General features: G+C 37.3%; 22 protein-coding genes and 1 other annotated feature. Of the genes, 20 read left to right on the top strand and 2 right to left on the bottom strand.

Annotation, left to right across the window (positions count from 1 at the left end):
* Position 1 precedes the first annotated feature (1 nt).
* The 6 genes from HMPREF3182_RS06840 to HMPREF3182_RS06815 all read left to right on the top strand — a co-directional run bounded on the left by HMPREF3182_RS06840 (position 2) and on the right by HMPREF3182_RS06815 (position 11,615).
* Entirely contained in the window at positions 2-1,651 is a 1,650-nt protein-coding gene (locus HMPREF3182_RS06840; protein ID WP_062486488.1) for an FAD-dependent oxidoreductase, read from the top strand.
* A 188-nt stretch (positions 1,652-1,839) separates the two neighbouring features.
* Positions 1,840-3,375 (top strand): glutamine-hydrolyzing GMP synthase, encoded by a 1,536-nt coding sequence (guaA, locus tag HMPREF3182_RS06835; RefSeq protein ID WP_062486485.1) that lies wholly within the window; start codon positions 1,840-1,842, stop codon positions 3,373-3,375.
* Between the two features lie 510 nt (positions 3,376-3,885).
* Complete coding sequence (locus tag HMPREF3182_RS06830) at positions 3,886-6,054, top strand: Dam family site-specific DNA-(adenine-N6)-methyltransferase (RefSeq protein ID WP_062486482.1); 2,169 nt, start codon at positions 3,886-3,888, stop codon at positions 6,052-6,054.
* On the top strand, positions 6,055-8,037 hold the full coding sequence (locus HMPREF3182_RS06825; RefSeq protein WP_062486479.1) for an AlwI family type II restriction endonuclease: 1,983 nt from the start codon (positions 6,055-6,057) through the stop codon (positions 8,035-8,037).
* Between the two features lie 25 nt (positions 8,038-8,062).
* A complete protein-coding gene (locus HMPREF3182_RS06820) occupies positions 8,063-10,387 on the top strand; it encodes an AAA family ATPase (RefSeq protein WP_062486476.1) in 2,325 nt (774 codons plus the stop codon).
* A gap of 820 nt (positions 10,388-11,207) precedes the next feature.
* Positions 11,208-11,615: a hypothetical protein gene (locus HMPREF3182_RS06815; protein WP_062486473.1), complete on the top strand. Its 408-nt coding sequence runs from the start codon at positions 11,208-11,210 to the stop codon at positions 11,613-11,615.
* 298 nt (positions 11,616-11,913) lie between these two features.
* Here the strand turns inward: HMPREF3182_RS06815 and HMPREF3182_RS06810 are convergent, their stop codons facing one another.
* Positions 11,914-12,840: a homoserine O-succinyltransferase gene (locus HMPREF3182_RS06810; protein ID WP_062486470.1), complete on the bottom strand. Its 927-nt coding sequence runs from the start codon at positions 12,838-12,840 to the stop codon at positions 11,914-11,916.
* 29 nt (positions 12,841-12,869) lie between these two features.
* Positions 12,870-14,156: an O-acetylhomoserine aminocarboxypropyltransferase/cysteine synthase family protein gene (locus HMPREF3182_RS06805; RefSeq protein WP_062486467.1), complete on the bottom strand. Its 1,287-nt coding sequence runs from the start codon at positions 14,154-14,156 to the stop codon at positions 12,870-12,872.
* A 53-nt stretch (positions 14,157-14,209) separates the two neighbouring features.
* Positions 14,210-14,452, bottom strand: a binding site (T-box leader).
* Positions 14,453-14,729: 277 nt separating this feature from the next.
* Here HMPREF3182_RS06805 and rpmE point away from each other — a divergent pair.
* From rpmE to HMPREF3182_RS06735, 14 genes are all read left to right on the top strand, one after another.
* On the top strand, positions 14,730-14,933 hold the full coding sequence (rpmE, locus tag HMPREF3182_RS06800) for a 50S ribosomal protein L31 (protein WP_007392501.1): 204 nt from the start codon (positions 14,730-14,732) through the stop codon (positions 14,931-14,933).
* A 73-nt stretch (positions 14,934-15,006) separates the two neighbouring features.
* Positions 15,007-15,873, top strand: a complete 867-nt coding sequence (locus tag HMPREF3182_RS06795) for a DUF1385 domain-containing protein (protein ID WP_007392516.1) — start codon at positions 15,007-15,009, stop codon at positions 15,871-15,873.
* Positions 15,874-15,907: 34 nt separating this feature from the next.
* Entirely contained in the window at positions 15,908-16,990 is a 1,083-nt protein-coding gene (gene prfA, locus HMPREF3182_RS06790; RefSeq protein ID WP_062486464.1) for a peptide chain release factor 1, read from the top strand.
* Entirely contained in the window at positions 16,983-17,840 is an 858-nt protein-coding gene (gene prmC / locus HMPREF3182_RS06785) for a peptide chain release factor N(5)-glutamine methyltransferase (RefSeq protein WP_062486460.1), read from the top strand. Before prfA ends, prmC begins: the two co-directional genes overlap by 8 nt.
* 4 nt (positions 17,841-17,844) lie before the next feature.
* Positions 17,845-18,891: an L-threonylcarbamoyladenylate synthase gene (locus tag HMPREF3182_RS06780; RefSeq protein WP_062486457.1), complete on the top strand. Its 1,047-nt coding sequence runs from the start codon at positions 17,845-17,847 to the stop codon at positions 18,889-18,891.
* Positions 18,892-18,950: 59 nt separating this feature from the next.
* Complete coding sequence (gene rpiB, locus HMPREF3182_RS06775) at positions 18,951-19,388, top strand: ribose 5-phosphate isomerase B (RefSeq protein ID WP_007392534.1); 438 nt, start codon at positions 18,951-18,953, stop codon at positions 19,386-19,388.
* Positions 19,389-19,427: 39 nt separating this feature from the next.
* Positions 19,428-20,051, top strand: coding sequence for a uracil phosphoribosyltransferase (upp, locus tag HMPREF3182_RS06770; protein ID WP_036257486.1), 624 nt, complete (start codon positions 19,428-19,430; stop codon positions 20,049-20,051).
* Positions 20,052-20,107: 56 nt separating this feature from the next.
* Entirely contained in the window at positions 20,108-21,769 is a 1,662-nt protein-coding gene (locus HMPREF3182_RS06765; RefSeq protein ID WP_062486454.1) for a nucleoside kinase, read from the top strand.
* 92 nt (positions 21,770-21,861) lie between these two features.
* Positions 21,862-22,353 carry a YceD family protein gene (locus tag HMPREF3182_RS06760; RefSeq protein WP_007392536.1) on the top strand — a complete coding sequence of 164 codons (492 nt, stop codon included), beginning with the start codon at positions 21,862-21,864 and terminating at the stop codon, positions 22,351-22,353.
* A gap of 37 nt (positions 22,354-22,390) precedes the next feature.
* Positions 22,391-22,576: a 50S ribosomal protein L32 gene (rpmF, locus tag HMPREF3182_RS06755; RefSeq protein ID WP_007392545.1), complete on the top strand. Its 186-nt coding sequence runs from the start codon at positions 22,391-22,393 to the stop codon at positions 22,574-22,576.
* A gap of 124 nt (positions 22,577-22,700) precedes the next feature.
* Positions 22,701-23,201, top strand: coding sequence for a crossover junction endodeoxyribonuclease RuvC (ruvC, locus tag HMPREF3182_RS06750; protein WP_007392543.1), 501 nt, complete (start codon positions 22,701-22,703; stop codon positions 23,199-23,201).
* The gene (gene ruvA, locus HMPREF3182_RS06745) at positions 23,198-23,791 is read left to right on the top strand and encodes a Holliday junction branch migration protein RuvA (protein ID WP_062486452.1); all 594 of its coding nucleotides are present in this window, start codon (positions 23,198-23,200) and stop codon (positions 23,789-23,791) included. The genes ruvC and ruvA overlap by 4 nt, the downstream gene beginning before the upstream one ends.
* The gene (gene ruvB / locus HMPREF3182_RS06740; protein ID WP_407942961.1) at positions 23,788-24,804 is read left to right on the top strand and encodes a Holliday junction branch migration DNA helicase RuvB; all 1,017 of its coding nucleotides are present in this window, start codon (positions 23,788-23,790) and stop codon (positions 24,802-24,804) included. The genes ruvA and ruvB overlap by 4 nt, the downstream gene beginning before the upstream one ends.
* A gap of 31 nt (positions 24,805-24,835) precedes the next feature.
* On the top strand, positions 24,836-26,065 hold the full coding sequence (locus HMPREF3182_RS06735) for a SpoIID/LytB domain-containing protein (RefSeq protein WP_007392526.1): 1,230 nt from the start codon (positions 24,836-24,838) through the stop codon (positions 26,063-26,065).
* Positions 26,066-26,071: the final 6 nt, after the last annotated feature.

Here is a 26,071-nt window from a genome sequence, read left to right as displayed (position 1 = left end):
CATGAATACAGATCAAATGTATGACCTCGTTATTATTGGTGGTGGCCCAGCTGGTTTAACTGCTGCTATTTACGCAGCACGTGCACGAGGAAAAGTGTTAGTCATTGAAAAAGGCGAAATCGGCGGACAAATTACGGAAGCTGGTGCTTTGGTCAACTATCCTGGCGTACCGAATACAACGGGTAAAGAAGTAACGGAATTAATGCATGCTCAAGCATTATCATTTGGAGCACAGTGGCTAGAAACAGAAGTTACAGGCTTAGAATTAGAGGGCGATATTAAAGTAGTACATACGAAACAAGGAGACTATCAGTCTTTAGCTGTTATTTTAGCTACAGGTGCCAACCCACAAAGCGTTGGATTTAAAGGTGAAAAAGAATTTCGTGGGCGTGGCGTTGCATATTGTGCTACTTGTGATGGCGAATTTTTTACAGGAAAAGATATTTTTGTTGTCGGCTCAGGTGCAGCAGCAATAGACGAAAGTATCTTTTTGACTAAATATGCTAAGTCTATTACAATTTTGGTAAAAAAACCTAAATTTGATTGTGACCCAGCATTAGTAGAAGAGTTAAAAGAATACCCTATGATTTCTGTACATTACACATCGGAAATAGTACAGGCTGGGGGTGACGATGGCATTTTACGTTATGCTGAGTTTAAAAATAGAAAAGAAGGAACAACATGGCGTTATGATGCACCTCAGGGTGATACGTTTGGCATTTTTGTGTTTGCCGGGCATCAGCCTAATGCTGTTTTATTTGGTGAATCGGTTAAATTAGATCCAAAGGGATATGTTATTACTGATTTAGAACAAAAAACAAGTGTAGATGGTGTGTATGCAGCTGGTGATTTGTGCGTAAAAACATTACGTCAAGTTGTAACTGCAACGGCTGATGGTGCAATTGCAGCAACATCTTCATTGAAATATTGTGGTATCATGCACAAAAAATTAAATTTGCCTAAATTTCCGCAGACGCCTGTACATCCCGTGGCACCAAAGTCAACAGAAGAAACGACAATTCGCAATGAGGCAGCTGGATCCTTCTTAACAGATGAAATTCGTGATCAATTAAAACCTATTTTAGAAAAATTTGACCATACAGTTATACTGAAATTACATGTCAATGATCATCCTTTAACGAAAGAAGTAAAAGAAGCGGTACAGGAATTGGCTGTATTAAGTGCACATATAAAAGTACAAGAAGAAACATTAGCTGCATCGGAAGTACCTTACATTTCGTTAGCAAAAGAGGATGGTACTTTAACTGGTATTGCGTTTCACGGAGTTCCTAGTGGACATGAGTTTAATTCATTCATATTAGCGATGTATAACGTTGCTGGACCAGGTCAAGCATTGGATGAAGAAACCAAGCGGGGGTTAGAAGAATTAAAGAAAACGGATAAACAATTTGATATTAAGATCCTTGTATCCTTATCTTGCACGATGTGCCCAGCAGTAGTACAAGAAACGCAACGATTAGCGGCGGTTGCTGATAATATTAAAGCGGAAATGTTTGACTTACAACATTTTCCTGAATTAAAAGATAAATATCGTATCATGAGTGTACCGTGCATGGTTATTAATGATAACGCAGTTTATTTTGGCAAAAAGACGATGAATGAGATTATTCATATTTTAAAAGAAATATAATATAGAACGCATTAAAAGACAAGAAAGAATGAAGCACAATGCATTTCTTTCTTGTTTTTTTTGTGCACTGCTCATGGTGCTCTTCGTTTTTACTTTATGACTATACAATAAATACATGTATGATATAATAATGGTATTGTTTTGTACTATGCAAAAATAACGGTATGATTAGATATAAAGGAGGAACCATGAATCAAAAAGAGCTTGTTATAGTTGTTGATTTTGGAGGACAATATAATCAATTGATTGCTCGGCGTGTACGAGAAAATCATGTATATTGTGAAGTATTCCCTTATTATAAGGCGTTAGATAAAATTAAAGAAATGAAACCACAGGGAATTATTTTTACGGGTGGACCAGCAAGTGTATATGAAGATAAAGCACCAAAAATAGAAAAAGAAATATTTTCATTAGGAATTCCTATTTTAGGCCTTTGTTATGGCATGCAATTTATGGCCCACACACTAGGTGGAAATGTAAAACAAGCGAATACACGAGAATTTGGTAAAACGGAAATTCATGTTCAAACGACAAGTTCTTTGTTTCATGGTTTAACGGAAACACAAACTGTATGGATGAGTCATCAGGATTATGTAGCTGAACTTCCTGATGGATTTGAAATGGTTGCGTCATCTTTGAATTGTCCTATTGCTGCAATGGAAAATAAGGAAAAACAATTGTATGCGATGCAATACCATCCAGAAGTGTTGCATTCGGAACATGGAAAGGAAATGTTGCATAATTTCTTATTTGAAATATGTCGGTGTAAGGGACAATGGACAATGGCTAATTATGCAAAAACAGCTATTGAAGATATTCGCCGTATTGTTGGGGCAGGAAAAGTAGTCTTGGCCTTATCAGGAGGAGTGGATAGTTCTGTTGCGGCAGCATTGATTTCTCAAGCGGTAGGCAAACAATTAACCTGTATTTTTGTAGATCATGGATTGATGCGCAAAAACGAAGGAGATGAAGTAGAACAGGCTTTTCAACATTCCGGCATGAATTTTATTCGGATTGATGCATCTCAGCGTTTTTTGCAAAAATTGGCACATGTGGTAGAACCAGAAGAAAAACGAAAAATTATTGGAGAAGAATTTATTCGCGTATTTGAAGAAGAAGGACGGAAAATTGGTTCGGTTGATTATTTGGCACAAGGAACAATTTATCCAGACGTAATCGAATCAGGTACAGGCGATGCAGCTGTCATCAAGAGTCATCATAATGTGGGGGGACTACCTGCAGTAATTGACTTTAAAGGCCTTATTGAACCCTTACGAAACCTCTTTAAAGATGAAGTACGAGAATTAGGAAGTGAATTGGGATTACCGGATTATCTTGTTTGGCGACAACCTTTCCCCGGTCCCGGATTGGCTATTCGTGTGATGGGAGAAATAACGGAAGAAAAATTGGCAATTCTTCGTGATGCTGATGCTATTTTTAGAGAAGAAATCCATAAAGCTGGGTTAGAACGAGATATTAATCAATATTTTGCTGTATTGACGGCTAATCGAACCGTTGGTGTTATGGGGGATTTTCGTACTTATGACTATACTTTAGCTTTGCGTGGTGTTACGACTACGGATTTCATGACCGCAGATTGGGCACGTATTCCTTATGATGTATTAGACGCTGTATCTGTAAGAATTGTTAATGAAGTTACTCATATCAATCGTATTGTTTATGATATTACCAGTAAACCACCAGCTACGATCGAGTGGGAATAGTAGCAAAATTTTCTAAAATGCCTTGATTACAAGCTATAAAGGAATCAAAATAGCTACACTGGTACTCAAATGGTACTGGTAGTAAAAAAGAATAATCAAAATAATAGTTCCAAGTGGTTTACATTTGGACAAAAATTTAGACCGTAGTTAAAAGCTGCGGTCTTTTTGCGTAATTAGAATTCATCCGGTTGACTGGGGTTATGTATAGAGTTAGAGATAAAAATATAAATATATTTATGTTAAAATAAATTATAAGAGCTAAAATGGAGAAAAAAGGAATTTGTCACTAGTAATTAAGAAATATAAATTGTAAATATATATAATAATTGAGTCTAGTCATGTTATTAGTAAAAGATAGCGCTATAGCTAATATAGAAGGCAGTATAAATTTGATGGTAGTATTTTTGATGCAATTAGCATCTGATTTTTTGCTAAAAATGTCAAAAAAAATGAGTGAAATATGTTATAATGTCTACTAAATGGATTGAAATGTGGCAAGGAGGAATAATAATGGCAAGTCTTAATGTTACTGATGTAATAAAAGAGTTAGACATTTCTAAGTCTTATTTATATAAATTAATAGATAAAGAAAATATTTTAATTCCGAAAAGTGATACAGGAAGGTATTTTTGGGATGAAAATACAGTTGAAATTATAAAAAGATTTTTGCATATAGATGGTTTACAGGATAAGGATGATACAGATTTTTTAATATCTAAATTAGGATTAAAGCAGTCATTCATAAACAATAGACGATATTTAGGAAATAAATATTCTCTTTCCGATTTTATAAGAAAAACAATTGATGAAAATTGTAAAGGTGTAAATATTGTTATTGACATATTTAGTGGAACCGGTGCAGTTGCAAATACTTTTAAGGATAAAATGCTTATCACAAATGATTTACTGTATAGTAATTATATTTCCAATTATGCATGGTTTGGATATGAAAAATATTCAAGCAAAAAGATCATTGAGCTTATATACGACTATAATCAAGTTAAAACAAAAGAAAATAATTATATGCGAGAAAATTTTGCAGATACATTCTTTTCTGCTGATGATTGTAGCAAGATAGGATATATAAGAGAAGATATAGAAGCAAAGTATAAAAATAAAGAAATAAATTTTAAGGAATATGCAATAATGATTACATCGCTTCTATATGCAATGGATAAGATTGCAAACACAGTTGGACACTACGATGCATATAGAAAAAACGTTGATTTTGAGAAAAAATTAGTATTGAATGTTTTATTACCTGAAGAAACGGTAAATTATAATAATATTTGTTATAACTTAGATGCAAATAAACTTATTAAAAGTATTAAGGGAGATTTGTTGTACTTAGATCCTCCATATAATTCAAGACAATATTGTGATGCATATCATTTACTTGAAAATGTGGCAAGATGGGAAAAGCCTAAAGTTTATGGGGTTGCAAGAAAGATGGATAGGACCTCACTTAAAAGTGATTACTGCATGATTACGGCTACAAAAGCATTTGAAGAACTTATTGAAAGGGCTGATACAAAGTATATCTTACTTTCATATAATAATATGTCTGACAAGGGAAATGATAGGTCGAATGCGAAAATATCAGATGAAGATATTATGAGAATTCTTAGTAAAAAGGGGAAAGTCACTATATTTGAATTAGACTACAAGAGTTTTTCGACTGGGAAATCAGATATAAAAGATAATAAAGAAAGACTATTTTTATGTGAAGTATTTAGCGAAGAAAAAAAGAAAATGAATATACCTTGCCCGTTTAATTATACAGGTGGAAAATTTAAGCTGCTAGCACAGTTGCAACCTTTATTTGATGAAAAGGAAGTATTTTTAGATTTGTTTGCCGGAGGAGGAAATGTTGGAATAAATTCATCTTCTTCAAAAGTCATTTTTAATGATACGAATGAACACTTGATAGATTTAATTAAATTTATAAAAGACACTGATACTGATGCTTTATTAAAACAAATAGACAATATTATTGAGGCGTATAATTTATCCAATACATCATTATATGGATATTCTTATTATGATTGTGATAGTAGTAGAGGCTTAGCTGAATACAATAAAGGAAAATTTCTCAAGTTAAGAGATAATTTTAATGTTAAAGTTCTTGCGGGAGAAACAGATTATCCAATGCTGTATGTACTTATGGTGTTCTCTTTTAATAATCAGATTAGGTTTAATCGAAAGGGATTTTTTAATCTTCCGGTAGGTAAGAGAGATTTTAATTCTAAAATGAGAAGTAAACTTGTGTTATTTTCCGAGGAATTGAAAAGCAAGGATATTCAGTTTTTGAAAAAGGATTTTAGGGATATTTCATTAGATGATTTTTCTCAGGAGACTTTTATTTATTGCGATCCTCCTTATTTGATTACAAATGCAACATATAATGAAAATGGTATGTGGACTGAAATAGAAGAAAAAGCTTTACTTAAATTTTTGGATGAAGCTAATGAAAAAGGTTTTAGTTTTGCTCTATCTAATGTTTTGGAAAGTAAAAATAAAAGAAATGATATTTTATATAATTGGATTGAAAGCAAGGGATATTACTGCAATTATTTGAATAAAAGTTATTCAAATAGCAATTATCACAGAAAAAATAAGAATAGCATATCTGAAGAAGTTTTGATTACTAATTATCCAGTTGATTGGAGGGATGAGTAAATGGTAAATAAAAGTATTCCATATCAAAGTTTTTGTTGGGTTATAGGAACTACAAGTTTTAGAACTGCAAAACTAAATTTAAAAATCGAGTCACAATTGTTGCTTCTTGATGAGTTTTATAATGAGGTCATAAAGGAATCAAGTTGGAACTGGAACAATGAATTGCAAGAAAAATATTATGATTTTATTAAAGATAGAGCCTTCCTAACAGGAGAAGCAAAAAGAAAAGACAAAGATGCCAGAGAAAAAACATCAGGATTGGTTGATATAGGTTTAATTACAGAAGATAGATTGATTACGGATGCAGGAAGCTCACTCCTTAAAATAACAAGTATTGGGGATTTTGAAACCAATAATGTGTTTAATATTAATAGAGATAGCTTTATCTATCTAAAACAGCTTCTTAAAACAAGTATAGATGTAAGTGGTAGTATCGTTAGACCGTTTATTGCGGTTATAAAGTGTCTGACGGAACTTGAGTTTTTGAGTTATGATGAGTTTACTTATTTTGTTCCGCTAATTAGAGATGATGAAAGTGCAAAACAAATCATATCGGATATTAAGTTATATAGAGAAGGTAAAATTTTGCCGGAAGAAATAATTTATAAGAGGTTTATGCAAATGGATAACTATAAACTTGCACAAGAAGAATTTATAGCCTCTGATGTTGATGAAAATTTAATATGTTTAGTCGGGATGAATCGTAAAAGCAGAAGCTATGACAAGCCTTACTATAAATTATATGAGAATTTAAAGAAGGTATTTCTTGATGGGAAAAGCGATTATGAATCACTATTAAATTCTGCAAAGAATATAAATCAAAAACCTGGAACGTTGTGGAGAAGTTTACTATTTAAAACAACCAATATTGGTGTTGTAAGAAAAAATGGGAAGGCTTCAATTCACAAACAATGCCCATTTTTAAACTGTGCAAATGAAAAAGAATTAAAAGAGGTATTTTTCAAATACTTACATGTTTTTAAGGCAATGGCAACCTTGTCTGATTACTTTGATCTAAATAGAAGATATTTCAATGTTACAGATATACTAATCTTTGAAGATCGCATGGTTAAGTTGGACATGATTCCAAAATATTATTTTAAAGAGAGTATTGATATTCTGTATAAAGAAACTTTTAGTAGAGATGATAATCTCAGTGTAGATGTTCCTTTAGAAACTATATCAAGAGCTTTCGAGTTAGACATGAGCAAAGTGTATGCTGCATTAAGTAAAGATTTAGGAATCACCATAAAGAGTCCGGAACAAGCAGCAACTTGTGTAAATGATGAAAGATACAGAAGATTTAATATTTTGATTGATAAGAAATTTAATGATTCTGTGCTTATAGAGTTACTAAATTGTTTTGAAACACGAGATGATAAGCGAATAGAAGAACTTGTTACAGATGAGGCTGCAATACCGACTATTTTTGAATATATTTTAGGAATTATATGGTACAAGGTAAGCGAAAGACAGGGAAATATTTTAGATTTTATGAAATTATCATTAGAAGCAAATTTATTGCCTAAAACACATGCAGCCGGAGGTTATGCAGATATTATATATGAATATGAAGCATGCACTTCTTATCCTAAACATTCGCTATTACTTGAAGCAACTCTTGCAGATGGAAATAATCAAAGAAGAATGGAAATGGAGCCTGTTTCAAGACATTTAGGAGATTATAGGATTAGATTTAATAATCCGTTTGATTACAGCCTATTTGTAAGCACATACTTAGATAAAAATGTGATTTCAGATTTTAGATATAGAAAGATAATTCCATATACCAGAGATGAAGAAACTATTACAGGAATGAAGATTATTTCAATGGATACAGATTCTCTTAAGAAAATTATTGAAAATAAGGTTAAGTACAAGTATCTGTATGAAGTATTTGATAAATACCATGAAATGCCACTAGAAACGGTAAATTGGCATGATGGGATGATAAAAGAGGCTACGGGAGAATATAAGGTATAGCAATTATAAAGGAGACAAGAAGATCGTGATTACAAAGATTGAAAAAATAGAAAATTTAGGAATATATAAAAATTTCAATCATTCTAAAATTAATGAATTTAAACAATATAATCTAATATATGGATGGAATGGTTCAGGTAAAAGCACATTATCGAGATTGTTTAGTTCAGTCAATGGAAAGAATATTGCTGAAATACATAATGGCTTTAAAACTTCGATTTGTATAGATAGGGTAGTATATACAGAAAATCAGTTTCCTATATCAACTGAATCTATTAAAGTATTTAACGAAGACTTTATAAAAGAAAATATTAATTGGAATGGAATTTTAAAAAGTATATTATTGTTAGACGAAAAAAATATTGAAGAAATTAAGTCATATAATTTATTGAAAAATGAATTATATGGGAATGGAAGTGTTGCAGGGATATTAAAGGAAATTGAAAACAAAGAAAAAGAATTACAGGATAAAGAAAAAGAATTGCAGAAAGTCTTAACTAATATTGGGAAAAATGTAAAAAGCAATTTTCAATTATTAGATACGACTGATAGCTATTATATGAATTATGATAAAAGAAAAGTTTCATCACTGATTAAAGATAAAAATAACCCTATATCTAAGAGTGATTTAATTAGAAATGATGAGTTAGATAGTGTAATCAAAAAAGCAAGACCAATAAAAAAAGAGTCTATCACAAAAAAGATAGACATCTTAAGTATAGATAATGTTCAAAAAGAAATTCAAAAAAGTAGTGAATTAATTGATAGAACTGTAACTTCAAGAGTAATAGAAGAATTAAAAAATAATTCTCAATTGTCAGCTTGGGTTGAAAATGGTTTAAATTTACATAAAACCGAACATAGAAAAATATGTGCGTTTTGTGGTTCTAGTATTAGTGATGAAAGAATAGAAAAGCTAGAAGCTCATTTTAGCAATGCGTTAAGTGAGCTAAACTCAGAAATTGTCTTATCAATAGATAGTTGGGAGTCTCTGAAGATTAATGCAGATATAATTTTAATAGACGAAAGTGATTTTTATGATGAACTATTAGAGCAAGTGAAAGAGCAAAATTCTAAATTTAGGGAAATTTCACAATTAATCAACAGAGAAATAGAAGTTTATATTAAAGTTTTAAAAGAAAAACAGAAAAAACCGTTTGAAAAACTTGGAAATACATTTGAAGTAAATAAATTAATTAACCTTTTTAATGAATTGAATTTGGTGATAAATAAAATAAAGGCATATATTAACGGGCATAATGACAAAGTCACTAATTTCGATGTCGTTATAAGAGATGCTAAAAAGCGTATTGAACGACATTATATTCAAGAGCAAATTGAACAGTTGCAATATAATGTTAAAGAAGAGACACTGCAACAATATAAAGATGATTTAAAAAAAATGAAAGAAACATGTGATAAAAAGAAAATGGAATATGTAGCACTAGAAGATAAGTTATCTAATGAAACTTTAGGAGCTGAGGAATTTAATAAAAAGCTTGAAAAATTTTTAGGCTACGGCGAGATAACTATAGAATTTGATAAAGATGAAAAAGGATATAAAATTTATAGAAATGGTAGAGAAGAAGCAAAGAACTTAAGTGAAGGAGAAAAAACTGCGATAGCATTTATCTATTTCATAACAAAAATTAAGGAAAATGGGCAAAAAATAGAAGATACTATTCTTGTAATTGATGATCCAATCTCTAGTTTTGATTCAAATAAACTTTTTTCTGCATATGCTTATATGAAGTCTGAATGCGATAAAGCAAAACAATTATTTGTATTAACACACAATTATAATTTCTTCTCACTAGTATTTGGATGGTTTAATAAAAAACATATTAAAGTTGATGATAAAAAATGTCCTAATTACAGTATATATAGAATTGAAAATAAATTTGAAAATGGAGTGAGATTTGCTTTCTTGAATGATGGTGGTGAAGGTCTAAAACAAGCCACTGAATATGACTATATTTTTAATATGGTATATTCTTTGAAAGATAAAACTTTATCGAAACAAGAAATGATTTTTTGCGGAAATGTTGCAAGAAAACTTGTTGAATCATTTTTGAGTTTTAAATTTCCAAAGCAACGAGCAGATTTAATGGCACTACTGAATGCTGCTTTGCCAGGACAAGATAATGATATAGTTAGAGAAAGAATATATAAATTTATAAACATATATTCTCATGAAAAAAAGATTAATGTTCTTGAGGAATTAGATACTGAAGTTTTAGATGCTAGTAGCCGAACGGTAATAAATGATATTTTAAAAATGATAAAAGAGCTAGATGAAAGACATTATGATGCAATGGTTGAAAAAGTTGGAAAAGAATTAGCGAATTGATTTATTTAGTTTACTATTTCGTGCTTGCAATATGTTTGCAAAAAATTTAATAAACAGAAATAAAATGGATAATAGAGCTAAAACCGATATAAAAACCTTAATTTTATGCCATTTATACAAAACGATATCAATGGACATATCGAGTGGGAATAATCGCAAAATTTTCTAAAATGCCTTGATTACAAGCTATAAAGAGAATAAAAAACGGCTACTGGTACTTAAATGGTACTGGTAGTAAAAAAAATAATCAAAATAATAGTTCCAAGTGGTTTACATTTGGACAAAAAATAAGACCGTAGTTTCAAGCTGCGGTCTTTTTGCGTATATATTATGCGTATATATTACTATTTTAAAAATCTTGTTTTTAGGGTAAGATAACTTCCAATCTTCAAATTCCTCGTCTGTTATTTTATCGTTGTAATGCTTTTTTCTCATTTCATTCTAGCTTTTTAGCACATTATTGAAGTCTACATCATTTGATAATGACTGGGAATTTATCTATCGTTTGCTAATGCCCTAAGCTTTATATCTTTTTCATAATTAAAGACGATATGCATTATTTCAAATATAAAATTGGAGATGTGTGGATCAATAGATGGTTACGACTTCAAACAATATATACTAGGGGTGCTTTTTTATCGCTTCATTTTAGACAATTATGTAATTTTTTCATTCGGCGGTCATGAAGTAGGCTATGAAGTTTTTGATAGGTCAATTTGATCAAGAAGTAGAAGCCGATATTTAAGTCATAGGGGGTTCATTGGTTTGCAGGGTAATTTATGGTATACTGCTATATAGTAAAGCCGTGAGGAGGAAACGTATGAGTTGGTGGCGTGACATTATACGACAAAGTATATTTCTTTGTTTTTTTATTGTTCCAATTCCCATTGGGGCCTATACGATTCATAATGGTTCAAGTGCAACCGTTGCTGTTATTAGCTATGCTCTTTTATCGTTGGGGATTCCCTTTGCGTATTTATCTAGACCGGAAGCCGTATTCGGTAGACAGGAATACACCCTTTCGCGGAATGCTTTTGTGGGTGTGTGGATTATCGTAGTGCTTCTTCTTAGTATCATTGCATGGTCGCAACGAAGTATGTGGCAGACATTGCCCTTTTGGGAATGGTCAACTATCGGACGCGATATTGTGTGGATTGTCGTTATGTATGGTGGTGTCGTTGGCATGCTCATCGTGACCTATTTGTTATCACGGCGAGGAAAAGGATGAATACGCTTGGTATCTCCAAGCAGGGATATAGAGAAATTAAAAATTTAGGCTGGGATGGCTTTCGTTTTAGTGGCAGTATAATATTATTTGGACCTTTCACGTTGGTTTTTAGTACAACTGTGGGAGGTCCGCTTAGTTTATAAGGTTGTATTCAAGAGATTAAGATATTCGCTGTAGGGTGAATGATGGTAAGAAAAGTAGTAAAACGATACTGGTATATGTGTGAATTTTGTATTAAAAATGGTCCTCTTTCCGATGGTGTTAGGGAAGAGGAACATTTTGTTTGTGTTTTTTTTATTTATTTTGTTAAGGGAGTTAGTGTTTCTAAGTGATAAGGTGTTTCTTGATAAACGAGGTTTAGCCAGTTGTGGTAAAAGAGATGGGCATAGCTGCACCAGTTGAAACGAGGGGTTTTGCCGTCATCGTTTTGGGGGTAGTAATGTTTTGGTAAGTCAATGGGAAGTCCCTTTGCCTTATCTCGTTTATATTCTGTTTCTAATGTATAGCGATCGTACTCAAAGTGTCCGAGTACGAAAAAACGGCGGTGATCCCATGTGCCAGTAATATTAATACCGTTTTCATCAGAACGAGATAGTACTTCTAATGCGGGCGTGAAATAAATGCGACTATCATCGATAGATGTATGACGTGATTGGGGAATAAAATAGCGATCATCAAATCCTCGCAGTAGGGGATGATTGCGAACAGTTAGACCGTATTCATAGATGCCGAATAATTTTTGGGGTAAGGTTTTTTTTTCGACCCCGTAGTAATAATATAAGCCTGCTTGGGCACCCCAACAGAAGCAAAGGGTGGAAAACACGTGGCTTTTTGCCCATTCGAAGTATTGCGTTAATTCTGACCAATAGTCAACAGCTGTAAAGTCAATTGTTTCTACAGGTGCACCTGTAATGATAAGACCATCATAGTAGGCATCTTTTATTTCCTCGAATATACGGTAATTTTTTTCTAAATAGGAGTTATCAATGTGCTTGCTTGCATGAGATGTCATATGGCAAAAATCCACGTCAAGTTGTAAGGGTGAATCACCGAGGAGTCGCAAAAATTGCAACTCCGTCTGCTCTTTTAGGGGCATAAGATTCAAAATTAGAATGCGTAAGGGGCGAATGTCTTGCTGTAAGGCAAGGCGGTTGTCAATAGTGGCAATTCCTTCTTCATGTAGTTGTTTTTTTGCTGATAAATTATTAGAAATTTGAATTGGCATGCTGCTGATTCTCCTTGTTTATTATTCGTTTATAATCCAGCAAATGCTGTGTCTAAGGCATGTATTAGGTCGGTTACATTTTCTAAACCAACGGAGATGCGCACGGTTCCTGGGGTAATACCGCAAGCTCGTTGAGCTTCTTCAGATAATTGTTGATGTGTTGTAGATGCGGGGTGAACTAATAAAGATTTAGAATCTCCTACGTTGGCTAGGTTAGAGAATATAGTAGCGTCTGTAATGAATTTGCGAGCCGCCGCATAGCCGTCTTTTAGTTCAAATGAGAAGATGGAACCAGTACCGCGAGGGAAGTATTTTTTTGCTAATGTATAGTACGGTGAAGAGGGCAAGGATGGATAATTTACTTTCGCGACCTTGGGATGCTTAGATAAATAGGTGGCGATTTTTTCAGCGTTGCTTACATGGCGTTCGACACGTAAGGATAGTGTTTCTAATCCTTGTAAGAGAAGCCAAGCGTTAAATGGACTAATGCACGCACCTAAATCGCGGAGGTATTTTGCCCGGATGCGTGTTACAAAGGGGGCATTGGGAATGTCAACGGCAAAGTTTATCCCGTTGTATGAGGCGTCTGGTGAGGTGAATTCAGGAAAACGACCAGATGCACACCAGTCAAAGGACGCATTTTCGATAATAAGTCCGCCGAGGGTGGTGCCGTGACCGCCGATAAATTTTGTAGCTGAATGAACAACGATATCTGCACCGTGTTCTAAGGGGCGGCAGAGATAGGGCGTAGCGAAAGTGCTGTCGACGATTAAAGGGAGACCGTGACGGTGTGCTAAGGCTGAAATGGTTTCAAAGTCGGGAATATTAATGGCTGGATTACCTAAGCTTTCGATATAAACGGCTTTGGTTTTATCGGTAATTGCTTTTTCAATGGATGTCAAATCGTCAATGTCAGCAAAACGAGTAGTAATGCCTAAGTGTTTAAATGTATCGGTAAAGAGTTCTATCGTACCACCGTAGAGGGTAGGCGCGGCTACGATTTCGTCACCGGCACCGGCGAGGTTGATGATGCTGTATGCAATGGCGGATGCACCACTGGCAGTTGCGAGGGCAGCGGTTCCTCCTTCGAGTGCAGCAATGCGTTTTTCCAAGACTTCTTGCGTTGGATTTGCTAAGCGACTATAAATGTATCCAGGCTTGCGTAGAGCAAATTGATCTTCCCCGTCTTGTGCGTCTTTGAACACATAAGATGTCGTTTGGTAAATAGGAACAGCACGAGAACCTGTGGTGGGATCTGCTGTTTGACCTGCATGTTGTTGTAATGTTTCAAATTGATACGTTGTGTTGTTGCTCATATGATTACCTCCTCTTATATACACAGTCGAATAATAAAAAAAAGCCCCATCCCATAAGGGACGGAAGCTCCGTGATACCACCCAATTTTATTCGATTTTTACAAACCGAATCTCTTCAGGTACGCAGACCGTAGTCTTGAATACCATAGCACTGTAACGGGTGCACCCGGATGGTTTAATGATTCGACCAATCGGCTCCGAGGCCATCTTCAACAAAATTTTCTGCTTTCCCTTTCACCATACGGGAACTCTCTGTGCCAGTCCGTTTTGTTTACTCTTCTCTTCATCGCCTTGTTTTGTGATTATGGACGTAAGTTTAGCACGGAAGATTTTCTATGTCAATGAAAAAACAAGAGGTGTGTTCATTCTTTAGCGGTATTGTGATATATGACAAGTTTAATAAAAAATGAATACGTTTTAGGGGTGACGGTCATTTATTAGTTAAATTTATATATTTATTAGAACAGGATAACAAATAGGTATTCCTTGATTGGTTTCTTGCAATGTGATTTTCTGTATGATATAATTACCTAGTATGGATTTTGTATGTCAGAGAAGAAAGAGGTGTGAATTGTGAAAGAAGGAATTCATCCGAAATATGAAACGGTTACAGTTACTTGTGCTTGTGGCAATACGTTTGAAACACGTTCCACTGCCTCGGAAATTCGTGTTGAAATTTGCTCTAAATGCCATCCCTTTTTTACAGGGCAGCAGCGTGCACAGCAAGCTCGTGGTCGTATTGAACAGTTTAATAAACGGTATGGTAAAAAAGCTTAATAATCATATTGCAAGTGGATGGCAGAGCAGAAATGCTCTGCTCTATTTGTATGTCAGTAAATGAGGAGTGGAAATGGAGAAGGAACGGGTATATATTGGTGGACAAGCGGTTATTGAAGGTGTTATGATGCGTGGACCGGAGAAGATTGCAACGGCTGTACGGACCCCGGACGGGAAGATTACTATTCAGTGCGATTCTGTTCATTCGCTTGCACAGCGATTTCCGATACTACAAAAACGATTTTTGCGTGGTTCCATTGCCTTAGGTGAAGCGGTTGTTTATGGTATGAAGAGCTTATCTTTTGCCGCACGAGTTGTTGGGGAAGAGGAAGAAGAGGAGGAGTCTTCTTTAGGGATGATCGGTGTCATCGGGTGTTCGATTATTGCCGCAATTGTATTCTTTTTATTGATTCCTACATATGTAGCCCATCTTCTTTTGGGAAGTGGTACGAGTCCCGTGGCGTTGAATATAGTAGAAGGTTTTTTGCGTTTAGTTGTTTTTTTAATATATATTAGGGGTATTTCATATACGGCTGGCATGCAACGTGTTTTTGAATATCATGGTGCGGAACATAAGACGATTTGGACGTATGAAGCAGGGGAAGCACTGACCGTGGAAAATGTGCAAAAGCATAGTCGGTTGCATCCCCGTTGTGGTACGAGTTTTTTACTTATTGTCATGATTATTTCTATTTTTGTGTTTGCTTTTTTGGGGTGGCCTAATTTGGTTATACGTGTATTGTCTAGGATTTTGTTGATGCCGCTTGTTGCAGGTATTAGTTATGAAATTATTCGGTATGCTATCGATACTTCGCAGGGATGGGTAAAAATACTTACTAAACCGGGATTATGGTTACAACATGAAACGACACGCGAGCCTCACCCTGATCAGATTGAAGTGGCTATTGCGGCGTTGCAAGCTGTAAGACCGTCAGAGTAGGTTGCTATAAATAAAGAGAAAAGGAGAGAACAACGTGTTTTTGGATAAGGTGCAGGCAGTTGAAAATAAATTTATGGATTTGGAACAACGGATTAGTGATCCTGCGGTGATAGCAAATCAAGTGGAATGGCAGAAGTTGACGAAAGAACACGCTTCTTTAGTTGATATTGTCGATACCTTTCGTGCGTATAAAGAAGTAAGGAATGCCGTAAAGGGGGATCAAGAAATTTTGGATGATCCTGATAGTGATGAGGAGCTACTTTGTATTGCAAAAGAAGAAATTAGTACGTTAGAAAAGAAACAAGCGGCTTTGGAGGAAAAACTTCATATTTTAATGTTACCTAAAGATCCGTATGATGATAAAAATGTGATTATGGAAATTCGTGGCGGTGCTGGCGGTGATGAAGCGGCTTTATTTGCGGGCGATTTGTTTCGCATGTATATGAAGTTTATTGAAAAGCAGTCTGGTTGGAAAGCGAGTTTGATTAGTGCGAACGAACCGGAATTAGGTGGTTATAAGGAAGTTATTTTTTCGGTCGAAGGTAGTGGCGTGTATGGTAAGTTAAAGTATGAATCGGGTGTCCATCGGGTTCAACGAGTGCCTGTTACGGAAGCGGGTGGACGTATTCATACGTCAACCGCAACGGTGGCGGTTCTTCCAGAAGCGGATGATGTGGAAATTGATTTGGATATGAAAGATGTTCGGATCGATTATTTTCGAGCCAGCGGTGCGGGTGGACAGCATGTCAATAAGACTAGTTCGGCTGTGCGTATGACCCATATACCAACGGGGATTGTTGTCGAATGCCAAGATGAACGGTCGCAATTGGAAAATCGGGCAAAGGCTTTACGGGTGTTAAAAGCACGGATGTTGGATCAGGCCCAACAAGCAGCGAATAAAGAAGTGACGGAAGCACGGCGTAGTCAGGTTGGTACAGGTGATCGGAGTGAACGTATTCGTACGTATAATTATCCGCAAGGACGGGTTACGGATCATCGGATAAATTTGACTTTATATAAATTGGATAATGTGCTTAATGGTGATATTGATGAATTTATTCAGGCGTTAGCAGAAACCAGACGAGCTGAATTGATGCAGGCGGAAACAAATGAATAAGATTTGGACGATTGGTGCTGTCCTTACGTGGACACAGCAGTTTTTTCAGCAAAAGGGCAAAGAAACGCCTCGATTGGATGCGGAAATATTATTGGCACATGTGCTACATAAAGAAAGAATTTATTTGTATGCACATTATGATGAACCGTTAAATGCCGAGGAATTAGCACAGTATCGGCAGTATATTCAGCAACGTGCAGGGGGGTATTCGGTAGCCCATATTGTGGGGAAAAAGGCGTTTATGGGATTGGATTTTTTCGTATCACAAGATGTCTTAATTCCACGACCTGAAACGGAGTTGTTAGTGGAGTATGTGGTAGCACATATGGGGATGGAAGACTCTTTGCACATATTAGATATCGGAACGGGGAGTGGGGCTATTTTATTGAGCTTGTTGTATTATTTACCCAAGGCAACTGGAGTGGGTGTCGATATATCGTCTGCGGCGTTGGCTGTTGCTAAAAAGAATGCTCTTCAGTTGGGCGTAGACAAACGGGTGACGTGGCAACAGCGTGATTTGTGTACGGCTATGCCAGCACAGATGTTTTCGATTATCGTGTCGAATCCGCCTTATTTGACAGCAGAAGATATGAAACATCTTTCGCCAGAAGTACAGTATGATCCAGCAGGAGCGTTGTTTGGGGGTACGGATGGATTGGATTTTTATCGGCGTTTGGCTATAGAAACGCCAGCTTATTTAAACGCGTCCGGGTTGTGCATAGTCGAAATTGGCAAGGGTCAAGAAAAGGCCGTCCGTCAGTTGTTTGAATGGTCGCAGGAATATGTGTTGATAGAGGTTATTAAAGATTATAGTGATATCTCGCGACATATGGTTTTTAGAAAAGAGTGAAAGTATGAAAACAAGTGTAATTACGATGGCAGATATAGAGCAAGATAGAGGTCTGTTGAAAAAGGCGGGACAGATTATTCGGCAAGGTGGTTTAGTAGCGTTTCCAACGGAAACGGTATATGGATTAGGTGCCAATGGTTTAGATGAGAGGGCCTGTAAACGCATTTACGAAGCGAAAGGTCGTCCCAGTGATAATCCGCTTATTTTGACGGTGCCTGATTTAGCTGGGGCAACAGCTGTTGTAGCACGTTTCTCGCACTTAGAAAAGGCACTAATAGAACGGTTTTGGCCAGGTCCGTTGACGTTGGTTTTACCGCGTAAAGCGTGTGTTCCCGATGCGGCTACGGGTGGTTTGGATACGGTGGCGTTACGTTGCCCTGATCACGCAATTTGTCAGGCTTTTTTACAAGAAGCAGGGGTTCCTGTGGCGGGACCTAGTGCTAATCGTTCTACTCGGCCTAGTCCGACGACGGCAGCAGAAGTGTTACATGATATGGATGGTCGTATTGATATGATTATTGATGGAGGTATGTGCCATATTGGGGTAGAATCAACTATTATTGAATGTACGGGACCGGCGGAAGTAACGATTTTACGTCCCGGTGGCGTCACGCCGACTATGCTTGCGGAAGTGGCCGAATCGGTTGTTTTAGATGCACCGTTGGTACAAGGAATAGGAACGCCTAAAGCACCAGGGATGAAATATAGACATTACGCCCCGAATGCACCGATGGTTGTATTTGTGGGGACAGTGGAAAGGGTAGCCACATCTATCAGGCAGGCGTATCAAGAGGCCTTGGCTAAGGGACAAAATGTAGGTTTACTAGTTAGTCAAGAAGTGGCTGATGCCGTAGCAGCTGAGCATTGCTATGTATGGGGAACGCATGGCGATGTGATAGCTTTAGCGAACCAGTTGTATACAGGGTTGTTATCCTTTGATACGGATCGGGTGGATGTAATTTTGGCAGAAGGGGTTATATCTAAAGGTTTGGGATTGGCTGTAATGAATCGTATGAAAAAAGCAGCCGGTGGTCATGTGATAGAAGTATAAGTAATTGTCTTTGCAGGACAAAGAGAAGGTTTTATAATACAAGAGAGGCGGTGCTTTTTATGAAATTAGTGATTGGTTCAGATCATGGTGGGTTTCATTTAAAAGAAACGATTAAGCAGTATTTGCAGGAGCAAGGGATAGGGGTAGAAGATTATGGTACCCTTACGGGCGAACGGTGTGATTATCCCGATATTGCTGAAAAAGTGGCGATAGCTGTCGCTGAGGGTACGTTTGATCGTGGTATCTTAATTTGTGGTACAGGAATTGGTATTGGCATTGCTGCTAACAAAGTAAAAGGTATTCGTGCAGCCGTATGTAATGACTTGTTTTCCGCTGAATACGGTCGTCGTCATAATGATGCCAATATTGTGACCATGGGTGAACGAATTATTGGTGCAGGTGTCGCAAAAGAAGTAATTCGTATCTTTTTACACACACCCTTTGATGGAGGGCGTCATGTTGAACGTGTAGCAAAAATTGGGAAGTTAGAACAGTAGTATGAAGGGAGAAACGGTAATATGAAAAACGCAGGAGATATGCAAGTGCAGGTCATAGATCATCCGTTAATTCAACATAAGATCACATTGATGCGGAAAAAAGAAACGGGATCGATGGATTTTCGGCAGTTATTAGAAGAAATTACGATGCTTATGGGGTATGAAATTACGCGTGATTTGCCTTTAGAAGAAGTTGATATTGAAACGCCTATTTGTAAGATGAAGGGCAAACAAATTAGCGGTAAAAAATTAGGAATTGTGCCTGTCTTACGTGCTGGGTTAGGTATGGTGCAGGGGATGTTAAATTTAATTCCTTTGGCTAAGGTGGGACATATTGGGTTGTATAGAGATCCGAAAACGTTAAAGCCTGTCGAATATTATTGCAAGTTACCAGATGTAGCGGATCGTGATTTTATTATTGTTGATCCTATGTTAGCAACGGGTGGTAGTGCGTCAGAAGCAATAACGTTATTAAAGGAAAAAGGTATTCAGAGTATTAAATTAATGTGCTTGGTGGCAGCACCAACAGGAGTAAAGAAGGTGAATAAGGATCATCCTGATGTGCGTATTTATGTGGGTGCTTTAGATGATTCGTTAAATGAAGAAGGATATATTGTACCTGGGTTAGGCGATGCAGGGGACCGTATCTTTGGTACTAAATAAGCGGCTTATCGCGTAGGAATCTCATCTGTTATAGAGGAAGGAAGGGAGTGAGTAGGATGATTGAAATAAATGATGTGATACAACAAAAGAAATATGTTCTATCAGAAAAAATGACCTTAGAGGAAGTCGTCCAGACGTATTATAAAGATGTGTCACCCCGTATTGCCGCGGCCTTGTATGATGGGAAATTTGTGGGACTTAATACGATAGTTAAGAAGAGCGGTGATGTGACGTGGTTTTCCTTGGGTACGATTGAGGGAAACAGTTGTTTGCAGCGTACGGCTATTATGTTGTTAGTCAGAAGTGTTGATGATTTATATCCAGGTGGGAAGGTCTTTGTTAAACATGCGTTGGGCAAAGCCTTGTATTGTGAGCTAAGTATCGGTCATACCGTTACGGTTCGGGATGTAGAATTGATTAAAAAGCGGATGGCTGAAATGGTTGCACAGGATGAAAAGATTACACCTGTACAGACACAGATAGAAACGGCGATGGAAATGTGTAGAAATAGGCATATGATACGAGAAGCTGAGCTGCTACAACATTTAGATGTACAGCAAATTATGGCGTATCAATGTGGTCGTATTTTTGATTATTACATGGGCCCGTTGCTACCAAGTATGGGATATGTGAATTGTTTTAATTTACGTTCATATGCACCAGGAATTATTTTGGAAGTACCGACACCACAAGATCCGAATAGCCTACCTCCTTATAAAGAAATTCCTAAAATGGCACGGTTGTTTTTAGATGCGGAAAGTTGGGGACGTATTGTACGCTGTGAATATGTTTCCGATTTAAATCAATATATTGATAATGGTAGCATTCAAGATATTGTCGATATGGCCGAAGCTTTGCAAGAAAAAAAGTTAGCTGAAATTGCTGATTATGTAGTTAATCAACGTCCTAAAATTAAAGTTGTGCTTATTTCAGGACCTTCTTCAGCAGGTAAGACGACTTTTTGTAAACGCTTAACGACACAGTTGCGGGTAGTAGGATTACGCCCCGTGCAGATTTCATTAGATGATTATTTTTATAATCGTGAAGATACACCGAAAAATCCAGATGGATCGTATGACTTTGAATCGGTGCGAGCCATTGATATTCCGTTGTTTAATCAACAAATAGATGAGTTACAACAGGGAAAAGAGGTATATCTTTCGCGGTTTGATTTTGTTACGGGAAAACGGTATTTTGAAAAGACACCCGTTCGGTTGGAAGAAGAACAACCGCTACTCGTAGAAGGGTTACATGCATTGAATGATACGTTGACCTATATGTTGCCTCGGTATGAGAAAGTGAAAATATCATTGGGGGTATTGACGCAAATCCGGATTAATGATCATAATCGTATATCTACGTCGGATACACGGATTATTCGCCGGATGGTACGAGATCAACAGTTTCGTGATCGTGATGCGACAGCCACGATGGATGTATGGGCAGATGTGCGGCGCGGGGAAGAAATGAATATTTATCCTTATCAAGAAGATGCGGATATTATTTTCAATACGGCACTACCATATGAATTATCTGTGCTTAAGACATATGCCATACCGTTATTACAATCGATTGCGAAAGATAGTGTGCATTATGCAGAAGCACAACGTTTGTTGATGTTTTTAAAACCTTTTAAGGCACTTTCGTCAGAAGTGGTTCCGTTTAATTCGTTGTTGCGGGAATTTATTGGTTTTTCGCAGCAACGGGAGTTACCGTAAAGGGGTATGCTTTGGTCGTCGGGGATAGTTGTGTAGAAAAAGATTGACAAAGAATAGGTGGATATATATAATGATATAGTCGAGGTAGAAATATGAAACTACAAGTCGAAGATGTGTATAACGCAAAGGGAGATAAAATTCCTTTTCGGTTTGAACAAAATGCTGCGGATCTGAATGATGTGTCGATCTATCCTTGGGGTCAATCGCTTATTGTGGTGGAAGGCTTATATTGGTTTGATGGCAATCACATTGTGATAAATGGCATTATACATACACAGGGTGTGTATACGTGTAGCCGTTGCTTAACGGATGTCACGGTAGATCGAAATGCAGCACTGTCTGAAGTCTATGGTGCGGAAGTGGAGCTTCCTGAGAACGTATTGCCGTACAATGGGGAATACATTGATTTGACGGAGACGATTAGAGAAATATTGATTTTAAGTGAGCCTATGCGAGTATTATGTCAAGAAACATGTGCAGGACTTTGTCCAACGTGTGGTGCAAACTTGAACGAAGAACACTGTAGTTGTCCTACCGACAGTATCGATCCGAGATTAGCTATCTTGGAAACATTAAAAATATAAAGCAACGTACGTACCAAGATGTAAGGAGGTGCAGAAAATGGCAGTACCAAAAAATCGTTTGTCCCAGACACGGCAAAAAATGCGTCGTGCTAATTGGAAATTAACGGCTCCGGGATATGTAGAATGCCCACAGTGTCATGAACCTGTAATGCCACATCATATTTGCCCAACGTGTGGTTTTTATAAGGGAAAGCAGATTGTAAATAATACAACGGCAGAATAAGACAAAAAGAGTGTGCTATGCATGCTCTTTTTTTATTGCCCAAAATAGAGGAGACTAGCCCCAAAGTAGTTGTTTTATGGTATAATGAACGGTACAGTTATATTTTTAGAGAGAGGATAGGCATATGCGTGCATTAGGAATTGATCCGGGAACGGCTATTTGTGGGTTTGGTGTGGTAGATGCAGAGGGAAGTCGTCTACGGCCAGTAATGTATGGGACGATCCAAACGTCACCGAAATACACGGATTCACAGCGGTTAGTCCAATTATTTGAGGGCTTACAGTCGTTATATACAACGTATAAACCAGATGTTGTTGGGGTAGAACAGTTATTTTTTAATCGTAATGTTACAACCGCTATTACGGTAGGACAGGCAAGGGGTATTATTTTAGTTACAGCAGAACAAGCACATATTCCTATATTGGAATTTACGCCTTTACAAGTTAAACAAGGTGTTACTGGCTATGGAAGAGCAACGAAAGAACAGGTAATTGATATGACAAGGCGGTTATTGGGGATAACGGAAAAAATAAAACCCGATGATGCGGCAGATGCTTTGGCTATGGCTATTTATTCTATTTATTATAGCTATTCTCAGCGCTTGAAAAGGACGGTACAATTATGATTGGGTATGTACGAGGGGTGGTAACACATCTTTTTGAGGATGCTTGTTTTGTTGATGTACAGGGCGTGGGATATCGGGTATATATACCCGCATCGACGATACAAGAAATAACCGTAGGTAAGGAAATACAGTTGTTTACATATATGGCTGTTCGTGAAGATGCGATTCTTTTATATGGATTTGCTACCACCGATGAGTATGAATTGTTCATGTTGTTAATAAGTGTAAATGGAGTGGGACCAAAAGTAGCACTCGGTATTTTAAGTGCCGTTACGCCAGAGGGATTTCGATTAGCTGTACAACAAAAACAGTTGCAAACATTGGTGAAACTTCCAGGGATTGGCAAAAAAACAGGAGAGCGAATTTTATTAGAATTGCAAGATAAGGTAGGTAAGGCAGATGCACATACAACTGATGACGTTGAAGCAATCCGATCTGTACCCAACGACGAAGTGGTTATGGCGTTGGTGAGCCTCGGATATAGTGAGGGCGAAGCACAAAAGGCAGCGGCTCGTGTGACTTCGTTAGACCTATCTTTACCAGAACAGATACGACGAGCATTACAACAGTTAGGTGGAGGTAATACATGATGGAAGAAGCACGTATTGTAGAAACACATAATCTTCCTGGAGATTCTTGGCAATATAGTTTGCGTCCTCATTATCTTAAAGAATATATTGGGCAGATGGCAGCAAAGCAAAATTTATCGGTTTTTATCGAGGCAGCTAAACTACGTAATGAAGCGTTGGATCATGTGTTGTTATATGGACCGCCTGGGTTAGGGAAAACAACTTTGGCAGGTATTATCGCTAATGAATTGAATGTTAGTTTGCGGATTACATCAGGCCCCGCGATTGAAAGACCAGGTGATTTAGCGGCATTATTAACGAACTTACAAGAACGAGATGTTCTTTTTATTGATGAAATACATCGCCTGTCCCATAGCGTGGAAGAAGTGTTGTATGCGGCGATGGAGGACTATGCATTAGATATTGTTATCGGTAAAGGTCCTAGTGCACGATCGGTGCGGATTGATTTACCGCCTTTTACGTTAGTTGGGGCAACAACGCAAGTAGGACGGTTGGCACCGCCATTGCGAGATCGTTTTGGTGTTATTTGTCGGCTTGAGTTTTATCGCCCTGAAGAATTGGTAGTTATTATTCAGCGTACGGCCGACATTTTACATATTGATATTGAAGAGCAAGGCGCCTTTGAAATTGCTTGTCGCTCAAGAGGAACACCGCGTATTGCTAATCGCTTGTTAAAACGCGTACGTGATTTTGCCCAAGTGGACGGGAAGGATTGTATTACTGCCACCTTAGCGGATAAGGCATTGCAACGATTAGATGTGGATAATGAGGGCTTAGATCGTACGGATAGGCGCGTATTAGAAACGATTATAGAAAAATTTTCCGGCGGTCCTGTTGGCTTGGATACGATTGCTGCTGCGATTAGTGAGTCCGTTGATGCGGTTGAAGATGTATACGAACCATTTTTAATGCAAAAAGGATTTTTACAACGTACATCTCGAGGAAGAGTTGTTACGGATGCGGCATATCTTCATTTAGGATTATCGGTACCAATAGAAAGGGAACGTATTTAATATCGTTGCGTAAGCAATGAGAGGAGGCTATATGAAACTCATCGCGATGCTACTTGCATGTTGTTTTTGTCTGGGAAATCTGGGTAGCGATGCTTCGGGACCGGGCGTGTTAATTCGTGTGGGAATTCGAGAAGGCCGACCGTCAGTTGCCATGGTTTCTACGGGCGGTATGAATATATATACAGGAACATCTTTTTTGAAAAGCGTGGATAATAATGTAGTTGTACGTATTTCCAATCGTGGAAAAGATATGTATGTGGATGGGGATAAGGTAATAGCACCAGTTACGTTTCATGCACGTACTTACCAGGGCACTATACGGTTGACTGATGGGTATACCTATCGCGGATCCATGGAGTGTTTAAAAACACCTGGAAGAGATGGATTAACCGTAGTTAATGTGGTACCAGTTGAATATTATTTGTATGGTGTCGTTGGAAAAGAAATGTCTCCGTCATGGAATTTAGAGGCCCTTAAAGCACAGGCTGTGGCGGCTCGTACGTATGCTATTACACATAAAAATTATTATCGTCAGCGCGGTTTTGATGTTACTGATGATACGCGTAGTCAGATGTATGGTGGTATGAATGGCGAAGCACATAGCGTTATTCGTGCAGTCGATGAAACAAATGGTGAAGTGCTTTTTTATAAGGGCAAATTAATTGATGCCATTTTTTGTTCGACCGCTGGCGGATGGACGGAAAATAGTGAAAATGTTTGGGGCAGAGCATATGGTTATTTGCGTGGGGTGCCTGATTTTAGTCGCACGATGCCTGAATATCGATGGCATGTTAAGGTGACACCGGAGCAAATGGCAAATGTCTTGCAAGCGTCAGGACGAACCGTAGGAGAAGTGACGGGGATTTTGCTTTCGCCGTTACAAAAACGACCGATGAGTGTTGGTGATCGCGGCATATCAGGGCGGGTACGTTCGCTTACTATTTATGGAACCGATGGCAAGGTAACCTTATCAGGAAATGTGTTTCAATCGTTATTTTCGTTGAAAAGCGCTGTCTTTGATGTGTATGATGGACAAAGTAGTTTACCCGATCCGGAAACGAATAGTGTACAACGGGAAGCGTTTTTTACGGTCGATAAGGGGATACCTTTTGTGATTTATGGTTTTGGTTGGGGCCATGGCTTAGGGATGAGTCAATATGGGGCATATCATATGGCCTTGTCCCACCGTGGAGTAAAAAATTATTATCGTACTATTTTAGCACATTATTATACAGGAACTAGTCTTGAACAACTGTATTAGAAAGAG

Source organism: Megasphaera hutchinsoni (genome assembly GCF_001553405.1).
In the GTDB taxonomy this organism is placed as follows: domain Bacteria; phylum Bacillota; class Negativicutes; order Veillonellales; family Megasphaeraceae; genus Megasphaera; species Megasphaera hutchinsoni.
Note: the sequence above shows the minus strand (reverse complement) of the source record. Positions and strands in the feature narration are given on the sequence as shown.

Excerpts from the sequence above, each read along its gene's own strand:
- HMPREF3182_RS06840 (WP_062486488.1), top strand. The coding sequence starts at position 2 with ATGAATACAGATCAAATGTATGACCTCGTTATTATTGGTGGTGGCCCA.
- guaA (WP_062486485.1), top strand. The coding sequence starts at position 1,840 with ATGAATCAAAAAGAGCTTGTTATAGTTGTTGATTTTGGAGGACAATAT.
- HMPREF3182_RS06830 (WP_062486482.1), top strand. The coding sequence starts at position 3,886 with ATGGCAAGTCTTAATGTTACTGATGTAATAAAAGAGTTAGACATTTCT.
- HMPREF3182_RS06825 (WP_062486479.1), top strand. The coding sequence starts at position 6,055 with ATGGTAAATAAAAGTATTCCATATCAAAGTTTTTGTTGGGTTATAGGA.
- HMPREF3182_RS06815 (WP_062486473.1), top strand. The coding sequence starts at position 11,208 with ATGAGTTGGTGGCGTGACATTATACGACAAAGTATATTTCTTTGTTTT.
- HMPREF3182_RS06810 (WP_062486470.1), bottom strand. The coding sequence starts at position 12,840 with ATGCCAATTCAAATTTCTAATAATTTATCAGCAAAAAAACAACTACAT.
- HMPREF3182_RS06805 (WP_062486467.1), bottom strand. The coding sequence starts at position 14,156 with ATGAGCAACAACACAACGTATCAATTTGAAACATTACAACAACATGCA.
- HMPREF3182_RS06795 (WP_007392516.1), top strand. The coding sequence starts at position 15,007 with ATGGAGAAGGAACGGGTATATATTGGTGGACAAGCGGTTATTGAAGGT.
- prmC (WP_062486460.1), top strand. The coding sequence starts at position 16,983 with ATGAATAAGATTTGGACGATTGGTGCTGTCCTTACGTGGACACAGCAG.
- HMPREF3182_RS06780 (WP_062486457.1), top strand. The coding sequence starts at position 17,845 with ATGAAAACAAGTGTAATTACGATGGCAGATATAGAGCAAGATAGAGGT.
- rpiB (WP_007392534.1), top strand. The coding sequence starts at position 18,951 with ATGAAATTAGTGATTGGTTCAGATCATGGTGGGTTTCATTTAAAAGAA.
- upp (WP_036257486.1), top strand. The coding sequence starts at position 19,428 with ATGCAAGTGCAGGTCATAGATCATCCGTTAATTCAACATAAGATCACA.
- HMPREF3182_RS06765 (WP_062486454.1), top strand. The coding sequence starts at position 20,108 with ATGATTGAAATAAATGATGTGATACAACAAAAGAAATATGTTCTATCA.
- HMPREF3182_RS06760 (WP_007392536.1), top strand. The coding sequence starts at position 21,862 with ATGAAACTACAAGTCGAAGATGTGTATAACGCAAAGGGAGATAAAATT.
- rpmF (WP_007392545.1), top strand. The coding sequence starts at position 22,391 with ATGGCAGTACCAAAAAATCGTTTGTCCCAGACACGGCAAAAAATGCGT.
- ruvC (WP_007392543.1), top strand. The coding sequence starts at position 22,701 with ATGCGTGCATTAGGAATTGATCCGGGAACGGCTATTTGTGGGTTTGGT.
- ruvA (WP_062486452.1), top strand. The coding sequence starts at position 23,198 with ATGATTGGGTATGTACGAGGGGTGGTAACACATCTTTTTGAGGATGCT.
- ruvB (WP_407942961.1), top strand. The coding sequence starts at position 23,788 with ATGATGGAAGAAGCACGTATTGTAGAAACACATAATCTTCCTGGAGAT.
- HMPREF3182_RS06735 (WP_007392526.1), top strand. The coding sequence starts at position 24,836 with ATGAAACTCATCGCGATGCTACTTGCATGTTGTTTTTGTCTGGGAAAT.